At 66.3% G+C, this 17,773-nt stretch carries 17 protein-coding genes; 8 read left to right on the top strand and 9 right to left on the bottom strand.

What is annotated here, in order from left to right:
- Position 1 precedes the first annotated feature (1 nt).
- Positions 2–700 (bottom strand): MOSC domain-containing protein, encoded by a 699-nt coding sequence (locus OU419_RS17830; protein WP_254475649.1) that lies wholly within the window; start codon positions 698–700, stop codon positions 2–4.
- 146 nt (positions 701–846) lie between these two features.
- Between OU419_RS17830 and OU419_RS17825 the strand changes: the two genes are divergently transcribed.
- The 4 genes from OU419_RS17825 to OU419_RS17810 all read left to right on the top strand — a co-directional run bounded on the left by OU419_RS17825 (position 847) and on the right by OU419_RS17810 (position 3,960).
- Positions 847–1,086: a cytoplasmic protein gene (locus OU419_RS17825; protein ID WP_254475650.1), complete on the top strand. Its 240-nt coding sequence runs from the start codon at positions 847–849 to the stop codon at positions 1,084–1,086.
- 462 nt (positions 1,087–1,548) lie between these two features.
- Complete coding sequence (locus OU419_RS17820; protein ID WP_254475651.1) at positions 1,549–1,881, top strand: carboxymuconolactone decarboxylase family protein; 333 nt, start codon at positions 1,549–1,551, stop codon at positions 1,879–1,881.
- Positions 1,882–1,891: 10 nt separating this feature from the next.
- Positions 1,892–2,905, top strand: coding sequence for an aldo/keto reductase (locus tag OU419_RS17815; RefSeq protein ID WP_254475652.1), 1,014 nt, complete (start codon positions 1,892–1,894; stop codon positions 2,903–2,905).
- A gap of 5 nt (positions 2,906–2,910) precedes the next feature.
- A complete protein-coding gene (locus OU419_RS17810; protein ID WP_254475653.1) occupies positions 2,911–3,960 on the top strand; it encodes an NAD(P)-dependent alcohol dehydrogenase in 1,050 nt (349 codons plus the stop codon).
- A 32-nt stretch (positions 3,961–3,992) separates the two neighbouring features.
- On the opposite strand, the gene OU419_RS17805 is transcribed toward OU419_RS17810, so the two are convergent.
- Both OU419_RS17805 and OU419_RS17800 read right to left on the bottom strand, forming a co-directional pair.
- Positions 3,993–4,886: a LysR family transcriptional regulator gene (locus OU419_RS17805; protein ID WP_254475654.1), complete on the bottom strand. Its 894-nt coding sequence runs from the start codon at positions 4,884–4,886 to the stop codon at positions 3,993–3,995.
- A gap of 264 nt (positions 4,887–5,150) precedes the next feature.
- Positions 5,151–5,303: a hypothetical protein gene (locus tag OU419_RS17800; RefSeq protein ID WP_268171863.1), complete on the bottom strand. Its 153-nt coding sequence runs from the start codon at positions 5,301–5,303 to the stop codon at positions 5,151–5,153.
- Between the two features lie 62 nt (positions 5,304–5,365).
- On the opposite strand from OU419_RS17800, the gene OU419_RS17795 reads away from it, so the two are divergent.
- Genes OU419_RS17795 through OU419_RS17785 form a run of 3 tightly spaced genes read left to right on the top strand, consistent with a single transcriptional unit; the run spans position 5,366 to position 9,486 of the window.
- A complete protein-coding gene (locus OU419_RS17795) occupies positions 5,366–6,871 on the top strand; it encodes an OmpA family protein (RefSeq protein WP_254475655.1) in 1,506 nt (501 codons plus the stop codon).
- 12 nt (positions 6,872–6,883) lie between these two features.
- Positions 6,884–8,653 (top strand): hypothetical protein, encoded by a 1,770-nt coding sequence (locus OU419_RS17790; RefSeq protein WP_254475656.1) that lies wholly within the window; start codon positions 6,884–6,886, stop codon positions 8,651–8,653.
- The gene (locus OU419_RS17785) at positions 8,653–9,486 is read left to right on the top strand and encodes a hypothetical protein (protein WP_254475657.1); all 834 of its coding nucleotides are present in this window, start codon (positions 8,653–8,655) and stop codon (positions 9,484–9,486) included. Before OU419_RS17790 ends, OU419_RS17785 begins: the two co-directional genes overlap by 1 nt.
- Positions 9,487–9,555: 69 nt before the next feature.
- On the opposite strand, the gene OU419_RS17780 is transcribed toward OU419_RS17785, so the two are convergent.
- Positions 9,556–10,419, bottom strand: coding sequence for an NHL repeat-containing protein (locus OU419_RS17780; RefSeq protein ID WP_254475658.1), 864 nt, complete (start codon positions 10,417–10,419; stop codon positions 9,556–9,558).
- A gap of 191 nt (positions 10,420–10,610) precedes the next feature.
- Between OU419_RS17780 and OU419_RS17775 the strand changes: the two genes are divergently transcribed.
- The gene (locus tag OU419_RS17775; protein ID WP_254475659.1) at positions 10,611–11,342 is read left to right on the top strand and encodes an aminoglycoside adenylyltransferase family protein; all 732 of its coding nucleotides are present in this window, start codon (positions 10,611–10,613) and stop codon (positions 11,340–11,342) included.
- 145 nt (positions 11,343–11,487) lie between these two features.
- Here the strand turns inward: OU419_RS17775 and OU419_RS17770 are convergent, their stop codons facing one another.
- From OU419_RS17770 to OU419_RS17750, 5 genes are all read right to left on the bottom strand, one after another.
- The gene (locus tag OU419_RS17770; protein WP_254475660.1) at positions 11,488–12,348 is read right to left on the bottom strand and encodes an ABC transporter permease; all 861 of its coding nucleotides are present in this window, start codon (positions 12,346–12,348) and stop codon (positions 11,488–11,490) included.
- Positions 12,345–13,358 carry an ABC transporter substrate-binding protein gene (locus tag OU419_RS17765; RefSeq protein ID WP_254475661.1) on the bottom strand — a complete coding sequence of 338 codons (1,014 nt, stop codon included), beginning with the start codon at positions 13,356–13,358 and terminating at the stop codon, positions 12,345–12,347. Before OU419_RS17765 ends, OU419_RS17770 begins: the two co-directional genes overlap by 4 nt.
- Positions 13,359–13,413: 55 nt before the next feature.
- The gene (locus OU419_RS17760) at positions 13,414–16,053 is read right to left on the bottom strand and encodes a TonB-dependent receptor (RefSeq protein ID WP_254475662.1); all 2,640 of its coding nucleotides are present in this window, start codon (positions 16,051–16,053) and stop codon (positions 13,414–13,416) included.
- Positions 16,054–16,188: 135 nt separating this feature from the next.
- Positions 16,189–17,145 carry a FecR domain-containing protein gene (locus OU419_RS17755; protein WP_254475663.1) on the bottom strand — a complete coding sequence of 319 codons (957 nt, stop codon included), beginning with the start codon at positions 17,143–17,145 and terminating at the stop codon, positions 16,189–16,191.
- A complete protein-coding gene (locus OU419_RS17750) occupies positions 17,142–17,648 on the bottom strand; it encodes a sigma-70 family RNA polymerase sigma factor (protein WP_254475664.1) in 507 nt (168 codons plus the stop codon). The genes OU419_RS17755 and OU419_RS17750 overlap by 4 nt, the downstream gene beginning before the upstream one ends.
- Positions 17,649–17,773 lie beyond the last annotated feature (125 nt).

The raw sequence follows: 17,773 nt of genomic DNA, 5'->3' as shown, positions 1-17,773 counted from the left end.
GTCAACCAGCCGGCTTGCCTTCCAGGCGCGGGCCCCAGTCTTCGACCTGGCCCTGTTCGAGGCGCCGTTCCAGGGTGCGGCGCCAGTTGGGCGGTAGCGGCAGGGCCAGGCATTCGCGCAGCGTGTGCGGGTCCACGCGCTTGTCGAAGAGCACGGCGGACAGCCGTTGCAGCGGCCAGTCCGGATGGTTGCGCTGCACGAGCTGCAGCGTCGCGCCGGCAGCCACCACGCCTTCCTCCAGCACGCGGTAGTACCAGCCAGTGCGTCCGGATTCCTGCACCCGCAACGCCATCTGTGCCACCGCGAAGCGATCGTTGAGCTTCCAGCACGGCATGCGCCCCTGGGACACTTCCAGCAACGCGGTGCCCGCGCGGATGCGGTCACCCAGGCAGACGTCGGCCTCGGTCCAGCCGTGGGTGCTGAAGTTTTCGCCGAACGCACCCGGCTGGGTCAGGAGGGGATGCTCGCCCAGTTCGGCTATCCAGCTCGCGTAGTGCTCGCGAGGGTAGTGATGGATAGCCTTTTCCACGCCGCCGTGCACCCGCAGGTCGCCTTGCTCGTCGCTCTCAAGCCCCTGCGTGGTCACGGCCAGGGGCTGTTGCCGAGGGATCTTGGCGATGGCGCTGCGCGAGCCTGGGCGGCTGAAGGGCACGGCGTGCCCGGTGAGGAGGGCATCGAGATGAAGGTTGGGGAGGCTCATGGCGCGGCTCTCGCGAAACGATAAAGTGGTATCGATCAAAAACTATCTGGACAAAGTCTGCCAGATGGGTAGTCTCTGTCAAGGTTTCGAATCGATACAAAATGCCGCGCCCGGCGGCACATCGTCATACCGCAGCGAGGGGCTCCATGCAGAAGTACCGCCTGATCATCCAGCGCCACGGCCAGTTGCTCGGCCATTTCGACTCCGACGTGCCCTGGGCACGGGAGGCTGTCCGCACCATTGTCGAATGCCTCGGCGCGCAGGGTTACGACCTTGAGTTGCGGGTCGCGGAAGGCGAGCGCCGGCTGTTGGAAAGTACGCCCGAGGGCATTCGCCTGCTGGGCAGCGAGCCGCTGTTCCGCCCGGCATCGCTGGAAGCGCTCTGAGCGCGGCTGCCGGGCTGGGACGCAGCGGGTGCCGGCCTTCGGGGTTCTCGCCGCCGCTCCGTGATCTCTCGCTGCCGCAGGTGTGACGGGTAGCGCACGCCGCCGATCTGCCGCAACGCGGCGCCGAGGTTTTTCTTCCAGGCAGTGCAGCCTGCCGGGAGCCGGCCCGATTCCAGGCTTTTGTGCCAGCAGCCAGGCGATGGCGATCTGCGCGCCCTTGACCTCGGCGATGCGTGCCAGCCGGGCCGAGTTGCCCGGCGAATTGTCTGGAATGGACTTTACTCAATGGCTCACGTGGGTGATCGGGCGGATGAAGCTGCATTCGTCCATGAGTCTGGTTCATGAATATGGAGTGTTGATTCATGAGCTAGCTTCATAGGTCCAAGTGCGTTGCCCGCCTTAATCGCCGGCCTGACGCTGCGTAGCATGGCAGGCCAGTCAACCAGCGAAACGGAGAACACCATGAGCGAACGATCTTCCACCGCGCACAAGGCTTTTGGCGACATCGCCCCGGCGCTGGCCGATTACACCGATGGCGTGCTGTTCGGCGATGTCTGGGAACGCCCGGGCCTGTCGCCCCGCGACCGCAGCCTGATCACCGTCGCCAGCCTGGTGGCGCAGTACCGGCAGAACGAACTGCCGTTCCATCTCGGCAAGGCGCTGGACAACGGTGTCAGCCGCGACGAACTGATCGAACTGATCACCCACCTGGCTTTCTATTCCGGCTGGCCTACGGCTTCCACCGCGCTGGGCATCGCCCGCCGGGTGTTCGCCGAACGCGGCGCCGCCGACTGAGGACTCTTCTATGGAATACCGTTACCTGGGCCGTAGTGCCCTCAAAGTCCCGCCGTTGCGCCTCGGCGCGATGATGTTCGGCGGCGAGACCGACGAAGCCACCGCTCGGCGCATCATCGACAAGGCCTTCGAGCAGGGCGTCAATTTCATCGATACTGCCGACGTCTATCACAAGGGCCGTTCCGAGGAAGTGGTCGGCCGCGCCGTGGCTGCGCGCCGCGACGACTGGGTGATCGCCAGCAAGTTCGGCTTTGCCTTCGGCGACGGCCCCAATGCCCAGGGCGTGTCGCGCAAGTGGATCTACCAGTCCGTGGAATCCAGCCTGCGGCGGCTGGGCACCGATTACCTGGACATCGTCTACTTCCATCGCAGCATCAACGATGCGCCGCTGGAAGAGGGCTTGCGCGCGGTCGGCGAACTGATCCGCCAGGGTAAGGTGCGGTACTACGGCCTGTCGAACTTCCGTGGCTGGCGTATCGCCGAGGTAGTGCGCCTGGCCGACCAGTTGGGCATCGACCGGCCGGTGGTCAGCGAGCCGTTGTACAACCTGGTGGACCGCAGCGCCGAGGTCGAGCAGTTGCCCGTCGCCGGCCACTACGGCATCGGAGTGGTCTCCTACAGCCCGCTGGCGCGCGGTGTTCTCACCGGCAAGTACCGCCCCGATGCGGCACCTCCGGCGGACTCCCGAGCCGGGCGCGGCGACCGGCGTATCCAGCAGACCGAGTGGCGCCCCGAGTCGCTGCAGGTCGCCCAGCGCATTGCCGAACATGCTGCCGCGCGCGGTACCACGCCGATCGCTTTCGCGCTGGCCTGGGTGCTGAACAACGCGCTGGTCAGTTCGGCCATCGCCGGACCGCGCACCGAAGCCCACTGGGACAGCTACCTGCAGGCGCTCGACCTGCGCCTGGACGCCGAAGACGAGAGGCTGGTGGACAGCCTGGTCGTGCCAGGCCACACCTCTACGCCGGGCTACAGTGACCCTGCCTACCCGATCGAAGGGCGCCTGGCTCGCCACAAGGACTGATGCCGATGAAAACCTATGGATACGCCGCGCAGAGCGCGCAGACGCCGCTTGCCCCCTTCGCCTTCGAGCGCCGCGCCCTGCGCGACAATGATGTGGCGATGGAAGTCCTGTACTGCGGAGTGTGCCACTCCGACCTGCACCAGGCGCGCAACGACTGGGGCTTCAGCCGCTACCCGATGGTGCCTGGCCACGAAATCATCGGCAGGGTCACCGCGATCGGTTCCAAAGTGAGCCGTTACAAGGTCGGTGACGCCGTGGCGGTGGGCTGCATGGTGGATTCCTGCCAGCACTGCGACCAGTGCCGCAAGGGTGAGGAGCAGTTGTGCCGCGAGGGCAATACCCAGACCTACAACGGTGTCGACCGGATCACCCGCGAAGCGACCCAGGGCGGCTATTCCAAGCATCTGGTGGTGCGCGAGGAGTTCGTCCTGCGTGTGCCCGACAACCTCGACCCGAGCCGCGCCGCGCCATTGCTTTGCGCCGGCATCACCACTTACTCGCCGCTGCGCACCTGGAACGTTGGGCCGGGCAGTCGGGTCGGTGTGATCGGCCTCGGCGGTCTGGGGCATATGGCCGTGAAGCTGGCGGTGGGCCTCGGTGCCACCGTCACCGTGCTCAGCCGCAGCCCCGACAAGCGCGCCGATGCCCTGGCGCTGGGCGCCGATGCGCTGCTGGTGTCGTCCGACGCCCAGGCGATGAAGGCCGCCGCGTCGAGCTTCGACCTGATCGTCGATACCGTGCCGGTGAAGCATGATCTCAAGCCTTACCTGCCGTTGCTGGACATCGACGGCACCCTGGTGATCGTCGGCCAGGTCGGCCCGCTGGAGGACATCACCAGCGTGCCGCTGCTGCTCGGGCGCCGGCGCGTTGCCGGGTCGCCCATCGGCGGCATCGCCGAGACCCAGGAACTGCTGGACTTCTGCGGGAAGAAAAACATCCTGCCGGAGTGCGAGACGATCCGCATGGACGAGATCAACCATGCCTTCGAACGCATGGAGCGCTCCGATGTGCGCTACCGCTTCGTCATCGACATGGCCACGCTTCAACCGGCCTGACGCATTGCGCCGGGCATGCCGATGCCCGGCGCTCAGACACGGTGGCGCAACGCCTCGACCAGCACCACAAAGGCGCGGGACGACTGGCGCCGACTCGGGTAGTAGAGGTGGTAGCCGGGGAAGGTCGGGCACCAGTCTTCCAGCACCCGCTCCAGCCGGCCGCCGGCAATGTCGTCGAGGGCCATGTCCTCGGGCAGGTAGGCCAGGCCGAATCCGGCGATCGCGGCGCGCAGGATATGCGGGCTGCTGTTGAACACCAGTTGGCCGTCCACCCGCGCCTTCACTTCATGGCCGTCCTTGACGAACTCCCAGGCCATCAGCCCGCCGTAGGTGGGCAGGCGCAGGTTCAGGCAGTCGTGTTCGGCCAGGGCCTGGACGCTATCCGGGCGACCCTTGCGCGCCAGGTAGGCGGGGCTGGCTACTACCGCCATGCGCAGGTCGGGGGCGATGCGCACCGCGATCATGTCCTTGGCGACCTGGTCGCCGAGGCGTACGCCGGCGTCGAAACGCTGGGCAGCGATGTCGGTCAGGCCATAGTCGATATTCACTTCCACGCGGATGTCCGGGTATTGGGGCAGGACTTTCTCCAGCTTTGGCCAGAGCACCGTGCTGGCGGCATGTTCGGCGGCGGTGATGCGGATAGTGCCGACCGGCTTGTCGCGGTAGTCGCTCAGAGCCGCCAGCTCCGCCTCGATTTCCTCGAAGCGCGGCGCCAGGGTCTGCAGCAGCCGCTCGCCGGCTTCGGTGGGGGACACGCTGCGCGTGGTGCGGCTGAGCAGACGCAGCCCGAGCCGGCTTTCCAGGGCGCGGATGGTATGGCTCAGCGCCGACTGGGAAACCCCCAGTTGCGCTGCTGCCTTGGTGAAGCTGCCTTCGCGCGCCACGGTGATGAAGGCGAGCAGATCGTTGAAGTTTTCCCTTGGCATCCCGGCTCCGCTGCATCGGCGCGGCGAGGGCCGCAGAGTGAGTGTATCCGAGTCGGCGCATCGGCATCTTCGCCGCGGAGATCGTCCCCGGCGTGCCTGGCGCACGACTGATGGCGGGTGGCGGGAGGGTGGCGTCAAAATGCCATCAAAAGCACTTTAATATCATACAGAATGTGATAGATTCCTCGCCCGAAAAGTGAGCCAGATCGCAGCGCCATGACGGCTGCTCGCAACTCGATCAAGGAGGATACCGGTGCAATACCTTCACGCCAGTCGTTCGCTGTCGGCGTTCATCAGGCCATCGATGCCTTCCGGCAGCGTGGCCGACTCGCGCTTTCCCTCCCTGATGCAGTTGCGCCTGACCCGTCCGGCGCCTTGCCCGCCAGTTTTCCGACAGAGCCGCTCTGCCTTGCTCATGGCCTGACGGCCAGCCCTCCGCACTCTCACTCATCCGCCGACCCACGACGTAAGGGGAAGTCATGTTCAGCAATGCCATCCTGCGGCCGACCGCGCTCGCCGTGGCCATTTCGCTCGGCCTGAGCGGCTGTGCCAGCATCGACAAGGGCCTGGGCTCCACCAATGGCGCCACGGCCTGTGCCATCGGCGGGCTTGCCGGGGCGCTGATCGGTGGTGGCCTAGCGGCGGCGGCCGGCAAGGATGTCGGGGCGGGGGTTGCGGTTGGCGCGGCGGTGGGTTGCGGTGCGACCTATCTGTACCAGCAGCGGGTCAAGCGCCTGCAGGCCATCGCCAAGGAAGAGGGGATGGATATCCAGGTCACCGAACTGACGGCCGCCGCGCCGGCAGGGCAGGCGGCACAGCCCGGCACCGCACCGGCGGTGGTCGGTATCGAGGCGCAGGTGCAGGACAGCTCGATGTTCGACGTCGGCTCGGCGCAGGTCACCGTGGATGGCCAGCGCCAGTTGCGCAAGATCGCCCAGGCCCTGGCCGAAGGTCGCAGCGACCCGAAGAGCGCCGGCAAGAAAATCCTCGTGGTTGGCCACACCGATGCCACCGGTTCCGCCGAGTACAACCAGCACCTGTCCGAACAGCGTGCCCGTGCGGTGGGCAGCATTCTTGCCGAGGTCGGCATTCCGGCCGGCGATATCTATTACCAGGGCGCCGGCGCGTCCCGGCCGCTGGCGGACAATGCCAGCGAAGCTGGCCGGGCAAAGAACCGGCGCGTCGAGATGACCGAGGTGGAGAGCCAGCAACTGCTGGTCGAGCGTGTGCGCGCCGAGCGCAACAGCGCCAAGTACCTCGCCCATGGCACGGCTGCGGCGCCGGCTGCCAGGTCGACGGCGAACAAGCCTTCCAGCAAGCCGGCCAGGCCCGCTCCGGTGGCCAAGGTTAAGCCGCAGGCGCCTGTCGAAGCGCCGGTTGCCCAGTCGGCGGGCATCAGCCTGCCGGGCAAGGGCAGTATCGATTTCGGTGGCAGCCAGGTACTCAGCACCACGTCGCCCCTGGCCCAGGGCATCAAGCCGAAGTCCTCGACGTTCAGCCTGATTTCCCCGGCCTACGCCGCGGCACCGGCCAGCTCCTGCATCGGCGACCTGCCGCGCAACGAGGGCGAGGTGAAGAACCTCGCGACCGGCGCACCGCTGAGCGAGCCGAAGACCACCGACTACCTGCCGGGCATGAACGGCAAACCCTGGGGCAAGGTGGTCAACGGTCACGTGGTGTTGATCGGCCCGGTGTCGATCCTGCGCGAGAACGCCCTGGTGGCGGCGCAACCGGAAATGCAGTTCATCGCCAACTACAAGGCCGGCAGCACGAAGCAGTCGGTGAAATTCCCCGGCGTGGCCAACACCTACGAGGGCGAGGACAAGGTGCTCTACCGGGTCTTCGCGGCAGACCCGGCGAAGTCGCCGGTCACCTGCATGGACATCGTCTTCGACAAGCGCTCGGGAGCTGCGACCGGCGGGGAGATCTACTACCCGAAGCAGGGCCGGGCCTACGTCGCCAACTTCCAACCCATCCGCAAATAACGAGAGCTGACCATGTTCGATACGATTCGAGCGTTCTTCCTCGCCTACTGGTACGTCGTGGTGCCGGTGGTGACCCTGTGCTTCCTGGCCATCCCGGTGATCGTGTACTGGAGCGAGGTGCGCTACTGGCTGATGAACGTGCGCATGCGTCTGCCACTGGTGGGGCGCATCCGCGGCTGGGTTCGTCATCCGGGGGACCGCGACAAGTCCGGCTTCCTCTCTTCGGAGAAGGAGCTGTGCTCCTTCTATGCCAACTATTACCAGAAGCACAAGGTCGACAAGAGCTTCTTCAAGAAGTGCGAGAACTACCTGGCCAAGGCCAACGAGGATGGGCGCCGCGAAAAGAGCCTGGGCATCTGGGTGCTGATCATCGCGCTGATGCTGATCGAGGCCACTGCCTTCGGCTACGCCCTGGCCCCGTTCGCGCTGACCCTGGCCACGCCGAAGACCGCCATGGTCGGCGCCTTCGCCATCGGCCTGGTGATCTCCATCATCGGCCTGCTGCTCTCCGAGTTCTCCGGCCGCGAGCTGTACAAGAACTCCGTGGTCGGCCACATCATGTCCTTCGAGGACCTGCGCGGCGGCGGCGACATGGGTGACATGGTGCGCAAGAACATCATCACCATCGACAACACCAACGACGACGATGCCCGCCCCGAGTTCCAGCAGATGCTCAACCGCGTACGTGCGCCGAAGGACGGTGCCATGCCGGCCAAGCGCTACCGCCTGGTCTCGGGTTATACCGTGTTCATCGTGGTGCTGGCCTGCGCCGCCTTCTGGGTGCGTACCGAAACCCTGAACGCCCAGGAAGCCGAGCTGATCGCCAACCCGCCGGCGGTGAGCCAGTCCGCCGACGATTTCCCCAGCGGCAGTGACGACGATTTCCCGCTGACCGGCGACATGGCCGAGCTGAGCCAGCAGTCCGCCGGCAAGAGCGCCCAGGACCAGATCGACGCCCTGCACCGCGCTTCGCTGGTGACTTTCGCCGTGCTGAGCGTGCTGTTCGTGTTCATCCAGGCCACCTCGACCTTCCTCTCCTACATCTTCTGCTTCGCCGGCACTCATTCGCGCAAGGCCTGGGAACTGACCCACGGCTTCGCCAACGCCGACGAATTCCAGCGCTACCACGACAACAAGGCGCGCTCCATCGCGGTGGATGCCCAGGCGGCCCTGGGCGCCCTGCAGGCCATGCAGATGCGCACTTTCCGCGTCAGCGCCGACGACAAGGAGAAGACCAGCCAGAACCTCCTGCAGCGTACGTTCGAGAACTACCTGAAGGTCGAGGACATCAGCGCTACCGAATCGATGGCCAGCCAGATGGCCCAGAAATTCCTCAAGGCTGCCATCGGCAAGGTTCAGGCGCAGATCGACGATGGCGATCTGAGCGGCGCGGCGCGGACGTTCAACGAGTTCGCTCCGGGTGTTTCCAACATCAGCGACGACAATCCGGAAATGGGCAGCCTGAAGCAGAGCTTCGAGGCATTCCGCCTGGTGTTCCAGCCGGCTGCTGCCCCGGCACCGGTCGTGGCTCCGGTGGCAGCGCCCGCTCCGGTGGTGGAGGTGGCTCCCGTTCCGCTGGCGGAGGCGGCTCCGGCCGTGGCAGCCGCTCCCGTCGCGCCGGTTGCCGAGGTGGCCGCCGCCGCGCCCGCGTTCGACAAGAACGCCTGGGGCGATCTGACTGATCTCGAGGACGAAGACCTGCCCTTTGTGGCTGCCAAGTTCGGTGTGGAAGTCGCCGTGCTGCGCCGTGCACGCAAGCTGCAAGAAATGGAGAAGGCCTGATGAAGCTGCGAGGTCTGCTCCTGGCACTGGCCTTCGCGCCCGCCGCCCTGGTGGCGGCGGAACGCAATGACGTATCCAGTTGCTATGCCGCCGCCAAGATCGAGGAATTCCGTACTCCGCCATCGGGCCGCATGCTGACGGTGGTGGTGGACCAGACCACTCCCTTGACCCAGGACTTGCAGCGCAAGGCCTGGGGCCACATCAAGCGCTTCGTCCAGCCCGGCGACAAGCTGCGGTTGTACAGCTTCAGCGCGTACCTCGACGGCCACTACACCCAGTTGCGCTTCGCCGGAGAGCTGGAGCGCCCGCTGGACCCCGCGGTCATCGGGGATGTGCCGATGATGTCCACGCGCAAGCTGGACAATTGCCTGAAGGGGCAGCCGCAGCAGATGTTCAAGCGCTTCGGCCAGGCCTTCTCCCAGGCGATGGGCACTTCCAGCAGCGATATCCCGCGCAGCGAGATTCTCTTCTCGCTGAAGGAGATCGCCCAGGACATGCACAAGGCCGGCGGGGTCGACGACAATGTCGTCTTCATCCTTTCCGACATGCTGGAATACAGCGACTTCGGCAGCTTCTACGTGGCCAATGGCATCCGTACCATCGATCCCAAGGTAGAGCTGGCGAAGGTGGAAAAGCAGAACCTGATGGCGGATTTCGGCGGTGCGCGGGTGTTCGTGCATGGCGCCGCGTTTGTCCCGACCACTGCCAAGAACGGCTACCGCAGCGGCAAGATGATCCAGAACCTGCAAGGCTTCTGGAGCCAGTATTTCGAGAAGTCCAATGCCGAGCTGCGCGCCTTCGGCAATCCGGAACTGACCGCTACGCTGGAGTGATCCGCGCAGTATTGCCAATGACAAGCCCCGGCATGGTCAGGCATGCCGGGGCTTGTCGTTTCCGGGGGCTCACTTCTGCGCAGGCGTCAGGCGCAGCAGCCGGTTGCGTCCGCCTTCGGCCAGCAGGTAGCTGCCCTTGCCGTCGGCGACGATGGCCTGCGGCGCCTTGAGGAACGACAGCACGGTGTTCGGCTCGCCCTTGCCGTCCCACAGCAGCAGGCGGGCGCGGTGCGTGGAGTCTTCGCTGATCCAGATGCCCCGCGCATCGCACATGATGAAGGTCGGCTGGTTGAGACCGCCGAGAACCTCGGGGTCGCGGCCGTCATCGGTGAGCTGGCGGATCGTACCGTGGGTCTTCTGGGTGTAGAGCAGGCGTCCGTCGGTGCAGCGGGTGATCGACTCGGACTCTTCCAGGCGGTCGCGCAGCACCGTGAGGTTGCCGTCGCTCCAGCGGTAGCGCAGCAGGCGGCCGTCGTCATGGCGGTCCTCGATGGCATACAGGTAGTCGCCGTCGTCCCACAGGCCCTGCACCGAGTTGCCTTCGAACAGCGTAGTCAGCTTGCCGTCCTTGAGCATCTGCACCGGCTTGCCGTCGGCCTCCTGGCTGAACACCCAGCCGCCACGGGTGGCGATCATGCCGTCGGGCTTGGACAGGCCATCGATGACCACCTTGCGCTCGCCGTCCGGGGTGATGCGCAGGATGTTGCCCTGGTCGTTCTTCAGCTCCTGTGTCACCAGCATTCCGCCATCGGGCAGCGGCACGATGGAAGCGGCCTTTTTCACGTCGCGCTCGATTACCTGGACGGTCCAGCCATTGGCGGCCTGGACGGGATAGAAATCCTGCCAGAGGAAGAAGGCGACGGCTGCCGTGACCAGGGTGGCGACGGCGAGGAGGGCGATACGCAGCGCAGAGCGGCGGGAAGATTCGGTCATGGATGAGGCGCCGGAATAATTATTGTCGGAAAGGCTGGTGCGGCTTTCCCTGCCAGCCTGCACGCGGCTGTGCATGGTAGCGGTTGCCGGTGCTTGTGCGATAGCACAGCGCACATGGAGAAACAGTCCGGCGCGCCGGCGGACGGCGGCCTTGCGTAGAATCGGTTCCCCCGATGGAGATGGAGCCTGTCATGGACACCACGACTGCGGTGGTCGAAACGCTGCGGCGTTACCTCGGCGATGACCTGCTGGCGCTGTACCTGTACGGCTCGGCGGTCAACGGCGGCTTGCGGCCGGACAGTGACCTGGACTTCCTGGCCATCAGCCGTACGCCGCTGGACGAGGCTGTGCGGGCCGGGCTGACGGGCGAACTGCTGCGGCTTTCCGGCCAGCCACGGGCGCTTGAAGTGAGCGTTCTGGTCCTGGGCGATGTGCTGCCCTGGCGCTACCCGCCACGCCTGGAGTTGCAGTTCGGCGAGTGGCTGCGCGAGCGGCTCGAAGCCGGCCGGATCGCTCCGCCGGCAGCAGACCCGGATGTCGCCGTGCTGCTGGCCAGCGCCTGGCAGGAGAGCCGGACGCTGCACGGGCCGCCCTTGCGTGAGCTGTTACAGGCGGTACCCACGCAGGACCTGCGCCGGGCGATCCGCGATGACCTGCCGCGCCTGATGGTGGGCGTGCGTGGAGACGAGCGCAATGTGCTGCTCACCTTGGCGCGCATGTGGTTGACCCTGACCACCGACACTATCCAGCCGAAAGACCAGGCGGCCCTGTGGGCGCTGCCGCGACTTCCGCCCGAACATCGCGCGGCATTGGAGCTGGCATTGCGCGGCTATCGCGGCGAGTGCCGGGACGACTGGCGGGGCAGAGAAGCCCAGGTTGACGCACTGGTCATACAACTTCGCCGGGAGATCGGCGCCTGTTGAAAGATGTTCGTGCAGAAATCATGTGCGGGAGCAGCGGGAAACCAGATTGATGGCCATTGGCCTACAATTCGTGTGTCCTTTGCTGAGGACATCCGAAGTGGCCGTTGCGGACAGGACGTCCGTAACGGCCACTGTCTTTCCCGCTTCAGGCGCGCGGATCGCCGCGCCGGGCGCCGTAGCCCTGTGTCACGCGGTCAATGACCACCGCCAGGGCGACGATCGCAAGACCCGCCTCCACCCCGCGTCCCACGTCCAGCGTCTGGATGCCGACCAGTACATCCTCGCCCAGTCCGCGTGCGCCGATCATCGACGCTACTACCACCATCGACAGCGACATCATCACCGTCTGGTTGAGCCCGGCCATGATGCTCGGCAGCGCCAGCGGCACCTCGATGCGCCGTAGCCGTTGCCAGCGTGTGGCGCCCAGGCAGCGCGCGGCCTCGCGCACCGATGGGTCGACCTGGCGCAGGCCGAGATCGGTGAGACGCGCCAGTGGCGGCAGCGCATAGATCAGCGTGGCGAAGATTGCCGGCACCTTGCCCAGGCCGAACAGCATCAGCACCGGGATCAGGTAGACGAAGCTGGGCAGGGTCTGCATGACGTCCAGCAGTGGCATCAGCAGCCGCCGGGCGAGCGGACGATAGGCCAGCAGCACGCCGAACGGTATTCCGATCAGCACGCACAGGCCGGTGGCGACCAGCACCAGCGCGCAGGTCTGCAGCAGCTTGTCCCACAGACCGACCACGCCGATCAGGAACAGCAGTGCCACCAGCGCCAGCGCACGCTTCCAGTTGCGCCCGGCGTGCCAGGCGAGCACTCCGAGCAGCCCCAGCAGCAGCCACCAGGGCAGGGCGCGCAATGCACTCTCCAATCCGGCTACCAATTGCAGCAGGCTGTCGGAGACCTGGCGCAGGCCGTCGCCGTAATTGAGCACCAGATCGTCCACCAGGCGGTTCACCGGCGCGGCGATGGAGTGGTGCAGGCCCTGGGGGAATCCCGAACTCACAGCGACGCCTCGACCTTCTCGCGTTGTGCCGGTGGCAGCCAGTCGCGCCATACTTGCGGGTTGTTCCTGAGGAACTCACGGGCCGCTTCGCGCGGGGGCTGTCGGGTCGTGCTCATCTTCTCCAGGGCGGTGTTGAGCAGTTCGATCGGCAGGTCGACTTTCTCGAATACTGCCACCAGCTCCGGGTAGTCACGGTGGAATGCCGCCGAGACGCCTACCGACAGGCGCGCCGGCATCGAGCGGCTGCCGCGCGGGCTGGGGTTCTTCGCATCGCTCAGGGTCTTCCACGCTTCGGCATCGAAGGGCGGCTCCTCCAGGCGCACCAGCTTGTAGCGGCCCATCAGCGGCGTCGGCGACCAGTAGTAGAACAGCACCGGCTTGCCTCGGCGGATCGACGAGGCGATTTCAGCATCCAGTGCTGCGCCGGAGCCGGTGCGGAAGTTCACGTAGCTGTCGTCCAGGCCGTAGGCCTTGAGCTTCTGCGTATTGACGATCTCCGAGGTCCAACCGCTGGGGCTGTTGAGGAAGCGTCCCTTGTCCGGCGATTCGGCGTCGCGGAATACCTCGCGGTAGCGCGGCAGGTCGGCCACCGAACGCAGGTCCGGCGCCAGCGGCGCGATGCCACGCGCCGGGTCGCCGTGAATCACATAGTCGGGCACCCACCAGCCTTCGTCGGCGTGCTTCACGGTGTCACCCAGGCCGAACACCTTGCCTTCGGATTCGGCCTTGACCCAGGCGGGACTGCGTCCAGCCCATTCTTCGCCTATCACCTGGATGTCGTTGCGCGCCAGCGCCGCTTCCAGGCTCACGGTGCTGCCGGGGAGGGTGTCGGTGGGATAGCCGTAGCCCTGTTCCACCAGCAGACGCAGGACTTCGGTGATCAGGCTGCCGCTCTCCCAGGTGAGTTCGCCGAAGTGGATCGGCCTGGGCTCCGGCGCGGCCTGTACGCCCTGGACCAGAAGGCCCAGGGCGAGTGCCGCGTGGCCTAGCCAGCGTTTGATCGGATACATCGGTCGGTCCTCTTTCATGCCCATGCGCAAAGGCGCACCCGCAGGTGCGCCGTGTTCAGAAGTCGTAGGTCAGCCTGGTGTAGTAGAAGGTCCCCTCCGGCGCAGCCGGGGAGAGGTAGCTGTACTGCTGTGCCGGGGTCTGGCGCAGTTGTTCGTTGTACTTGTCCGGGTGGCTGTCGAAGAGGTTGTTGGCGCCTACCGAGACTTTCAGGCTGCGATTGAAGGCGTAGTTGATGTCCAGGTCGGTGATCCACTGGGCGGAGAAGGTCTGGTCGTACTGCGCCGCGCTGGCATCGGAAGCGTACTTGCGATAGCGGCCGAAGCGCGTCTCGTAGAGGCTGAACGTCCAGGGACCGTAGCTGTGCACTGCGCCGAGCACGAGCTTGTCTTCCGGGTAGCCGTGCTCCAGGTAGCCTTCGGATTCGCGGGTAACGGTGACGAAGCCGTTGGGGTTCTCGTGGATTTTCTCCACGCGGGTGCGGGTCCTGGTATAGCCGGCGGACAGTCCGAGATTGCCGTAGGCGCCCAGTTCGAAGTTGTACTTGCCCACCACGTCCACGCCACGGGTGCGGGTGTCGGCGGCGTTGGTCATGAACTGCGCCCAGCTGTACTGGCCATAGCCCGCCGCGGTGAGGATGCGCTCGGCTTCGGGGCCATAGATGCCGCCGCTGTAGAGGATGCGGTCGCGGATGTCGATCTGGTAGGCGTCCACGGTTAGCGAGGCCTGTTCGCTCGGGCGCCACACCAGGCCCAGGGAGTAGTTGTCGGACTTCTCCGGCTTGAGCTTTTCGGCGCCCAGTGCGCGGGCGGCCGGGTTGTCGACCGGGAGCATGCGGGTCAGCACCGGGTTGCCGTCGGCGCCGACGTTGGTGGTGGTGGTCCACGATGTGCCGATCTGCCCGAGGCTGGGTGCGCGGTAGGCATTGTTGATGGTCGCCCGCAGGCCCAGTTGCGGGGTCAGCTCGTAGCGTGCGGAGAGCTTGCCGGTGGTGGTGTCGCCGAAGTCCGAGTAGTGCTCGGTGCGGGCGGCGAGGCCGAACTGGAAGCGCTCGGTGAGCTGGTTCTCCAGCCCCAGGTAGAGGCCGCGCACCTGCCGGGTGTATGTATCGGCGTCGTCCGGGGTCAGGCCGGAAGCCTGCACCGCGCCGACCTGCACGCCGTCGATGCCGCCGTAGGAGTAAGAGTCGAAATCGCCGGCCTGCAGGCGGTAGCGCTCGTCGCGCCAGGCGAGGCCGGCCGACAGTGTCAGGGGTTTGAAGGCCCAGTCCACCGGCACGTCGCGGCTATAGTCGAGATTGAGATTGGTCTGCTCGTTGATCAGCGTGGCGACGTCGAAGCTGGTGGGGCTGGCTACGCCGTAGCTGGGGTTGACGGTATCCGAGGCGCGCTCGGTGTGCTTGTCGCGGCCATAGGTGGCGGAAAGGTCAAAGCGCCCCAGTGCCTCGTCTTCGTAGCGCGAACCGAAGGTAAGCGAGGCATCCTCGTAGTGGTAGCGGTACTGTGGGATGGTGCCGTTGGGGTAGATCTCGGGCACGTTGTTCGGGCTGCCGGCGAGCAGTGGCGGGGTGTTGTTGTATGACGTGTCGCGACCGAAGGTGCCGAAGCTGTACAGGCGCCAGGCGTCGCTCAGGCCGATCTCGGCGTTGGCCGCCAGGTTGAACTTCTCACGGCTCGCGCCGCCCCAGCGCGGATCCTGCCACTGGCCGTCGGCGTAATACTTCTCGCCGATGTCGTCGGGTTTGTTGTTCAGTCCGTTGAAGCTGAGGGTGAGGAAGCCGTCTCCGGGCAGCGACAGGCCGTACCAGCCATCGGCGGACTTGCCGAAGCCGTCGCCCTGGCTGTACTTGCCCAGTTGCGCGTTGGCCTGCCCGCCGCTGTCGCGCTCCTTCAGCACGATGTTGATCACCCCGGCGATGGCGTCGGAGCCGTACTGCGCCGAAGCGCCGTCGCGCAGCACCTCGACGTGGTCGATGGCGCTGATCGGGATCATGTCCAGGTCAACCGACTGAGCGCCGATGAAGGGCACGCCGCCGGAGATATTGACCACCGCCGAGGCGTGGCGGCGCTTGCCGTTCACCAGCACCAGCGTCTGGTCAGGAGAAAGTCCGCGCAGGGAGGCCCCCTTGGGATCCTGGCCGCGGGTGGCGCTCTGGTTCTGTGGGAAGTTGAACGAGGGCAGCAGTTGGAACAGCGCCTGGTTCAGGCTGGTGGCGCCGGTCTGTACCAGCTCGCTGGCGTCGATCACGTCCACCGGCGCCATGCTGGTGAGCGTGGTGGCGTCCTGGCGGCGCGTGCCGACGGCTACCACCCGGTCGAGGGTCGGCGTGGAGCCGCTGGCGGCGGCTTCCGAGGCGCGCTGCGGCGCGCTGCGCTGAGCGCCCTGGCGCACCACGAAGGCGCCGTCGTCGCTGACCTGCAGTTGCAGGCCGGTGCCGCGCAGCGCGGCGTCCACAGCCTGTTGCGTGGAATAGGTGCCGTCCACCGGGGCGGAAGAGTAGCCCGCCACATCCGGGGTAAAGGAAATCACCTGGCCGCTCTGCCGGCTGATCGACAGCAGTACTTCATCCAGCGGTCCCGGCGCCAGGTGATAGGTTTGCGCCGGGCCCGCGGCGAGCGCCGAGCCGAGGAACAGGGTGGCGAGCGAGCCCAGGGCGAAGGCCCCGGCCTTGCGGGTGAAAACGGAATGACGCGACATGACTCCCCCGGAAATAGTGCGCTGCAAAGGGCGGCGCTTACGTCATGTCTGTGCAGCGACGCGCTGGAAACTTGCAGATCGATTGGCTATGTCCTTAGAACCGCATGCCGGAATCAGCGATCTGTGCGACGAATCTCAGGCCGGCCCGACGCTGACCCACAGGTCGGTGCGCCGCGCGATGCGGATCGGCAGGGTACGGGCGAGGACATCCAGGGCCTGGTCGCTGTCGTCCAGGCGGAACAGGCCGCTGACGCGCAGCCCGGCGACTGCCGGATCGATTCGCAGCACGCCGCTGCGATATGGGCGCAGGGCGTCGATGACGTCTCCCAGGCGTTGCCCGCGCACTTCCAGCAGGCCGTCGACCCAGGCGCCTTCGCCGCCCTGCAGTGGCGTCGGCGCGGAAAACGCATAGCGATCGAAACGTACCTGCTGGCGGCGTGGCAGTTGCAGACGTTCGCCGGCCAGGGTGGCCAATTCCAGCGGCGCATCCAGCGCGATGGCGGTGGCGCGCTCGGCACCCAGGCGCAATTGCAGCCGGCCGCTGCGGCTGGATATCTGCCCCAGCGGGCTGGCGATCAGCAGTGGCCTGCGGTCATTGGCTACGCGCAACTGGATTTCTCCACTGCGCAGGCGAAGCAGCCGGCGCTGGCTATTGAAGTCGATGTCCACCGCGCTGCGGGCGTTGAGCACCAGTTCGCTGCCGTCGTCCAGGGTGATGCGCTGGCGCTGGCCGGTGGCGGTGTAGAGGTCCGCGCCCAGCTCTTCCAGCGGCACGCGACGGTTGGCCAGCAGCCCGGCGCCGAGCATCACGCCGGCACCGGCCAGTGCCCCTTGCAGCAGGCGGCGGCGCCCGCTTCCCGTGGCGCTCAGCGTGCGTTGCAGTTGTTCGCCGCGCACTCCCTGAGCCAGCGGGACGCGGAACACTTCCAGGGTGGTTTCCAGGCGCTCGCACAATTGCTGGTGGCGCAGGTCCCTTGCACGCCAGGCGGCGAACGCTCGCCAGTCTTCGCTGCTGGCCTGGCCGGAGCGCAACAGCACCAGCCACTGGGTGGCCTGTTCGATGAGCAGCGCCTGTTCCTGTTCGCTGTTCATGACAGGCTCACCTTCAGGCAGCGTTGCAGCGCGCGGGCCATGTAGTCACTCACCGAGCGCTGGGAAATCCCCAGCGCGCGGGCTATCTCGGGGTAGGTCAGGCCGTCCACCTGCGACAGCAGGAACGTCGCCTTGACCTTCAGCGGCAGGCCGTCGAGCAACTGGTCGATGCGTTGCAGCGCTTCCAGCAGTTCGGCGATCTGCTCGGGGGAGCGTTCGTCGGCGGCGTCCGGGTCGAGGGTGTCGAGATAGGCGCGCTCCAGGTCGCGACGTCGCCAGAGCTGGAACAGCAGGCGGCGGGCGATGGTGGTGAGCAGGGCGCGGGGTTCGCGGATCGGGTCCGGCGCGGGACGCACGAGCAGTTGCAGGAATGTCTCGGCGGCCAGGTCTTCCGCGCTCGCGGTGGAGTCGGTATGGCGCCGCAGCCGGCCTTGCAGCCAGTCATAGTGCTGGCGGAACAGCAGGCCAACGTAGTGGCCGTGAGATTTGTCGACACCGGACATGACGGCTCCAGAAACTGAGTGATGCAGGGGAGTCCGGTGTTCCGGTGAACGCATCCTAGCAAGGCTGCTTATGCTTTAAAAATAGCTTTGTTGCAGATTTATATATTCAAAGTTGTTAGTTTGGC

This window comes from Pseudomonas triclosanedens (assembly GCF_026686735.1).
Taxonomy (GTDB): Bacteria; Pseudomonadota; Gammaproteobacteria; order Pseudomonadales; family Pseudomonadaceae; genus Pseudomonas; species Pseudomonas triclosanedens.
The sequence above is the reverse complement of the archived record's forward strand: the minus strand, read 5'-3'. Positions and strand labels throughout refer to the sequence as shown.

Coding starts and splice junctions, on each gene's coding strand:
- OU419_RS17830 (WP_254475649.1), bottom strand. CDS start 700: ATGAGCCTCCCCAACCTTCATCTCGATGCCCTCCTCACCGGGCACGCC.
- OU419_RS17825 (WP_254475650.1), top strand. CDS start 847: ATGCAGAAGTACCGCCTGATCATCCAGCGCCACGGCCAGTTGCTCGGC.
- OU419_RS17820 (WP_254475651.1), top strand. CDS start 1,549: ATGAGCGAACGATCTTCCACCGCGCACAAGGCTTTTGGCGACATCGCC.
- OU419_RS17815 (WP_254475652.1), top strand. CDS start 1,892: ATGGAATACCGTTACCTGGGCCGTAGTGCCCTCAAAGTCCCGCCGTTG.
- OU419_RS17810 (WP_254475653.1), top strand. CDS start 2,911: ATGAAAACCTATGGATACGCCGCGCAGAGCGCGCAGACGCCGCTTGCC.
- OU419_RS17805 (WP_254475654.1), bottom strand. CDS start 4,886: ATGCCAAGGGAAAACTTCAACGATCTGCTCGCCTTCATCACCGTGGCG.
- OU419_RS17800 (WP_268171863.1), bottom strand. CDS start 5,303: ATGAGCAAGGCAGAGCGGCTCTGTCGGAAAACTGGCGGGCAAGGCGCC.
- OU419_RS17795 (WP_254475655.1), top strand. CDS start 5,366: ATGTTCAGCAATGCCATCCTGCGGCCGACCGCGCTCGCCGTGGCCATT.
- OU419_RS17790 (WP_254475656.1), top strand. CDS start 6,884: ATGTTCGATACGATTCGAGCGTTCTTCCTCGCCTACTGGTACGTCGTG.
- OU419_RS17785 (WP_254475657.1), top strand. CDS start 8,653: ATGAAGCTGCGAGGTCTGCTCCTGGCACTGGCCTTCGCGCCCGCCGCC.
- OU419_RS17780 (WP_254475658.1), bottom strand. CDS start 10,419: ATGACCGAATCTTCCCGCCGCTCTGCGCTGCGTATCGCCCTCCTCGCC.
- OU419_RS17775 (WP_254475659.1), top strand. CDS start 10,611: ATGGACACCACGACTGCGGTGGTCGAAACGCTGCGGCGTTACCTCGGC.
- OU419_RS17765 (WP_254475661.1), bottom strand. CDS start 13,358: ATGTATCCGATCAAACGCTGGCTAGGCCACGCGGCACTCGCCCTGGGC.
- OU419_RS17760 (WP_254475662.1), bottom strand. CDS start 16,053: ATGTCGCGTCATTCCGTTTTCACCCGCAAGGCCGGGGCCTTCGCCCTG.
- OU419_RS17755 (WP_254475663.1), bottom strand. CDS start 17,145: ATGAACAGCGAACAGGAACAGGCGCTGCTCATCGAACAGGCCACCCAG.
- OU419_RS17750 (WP_254475664.1), bottom strand. CDS start 17,648: ATGTCCGGTGTCGACAAATCTCACGGCCACTACGTTGGCCTGCTGTTC.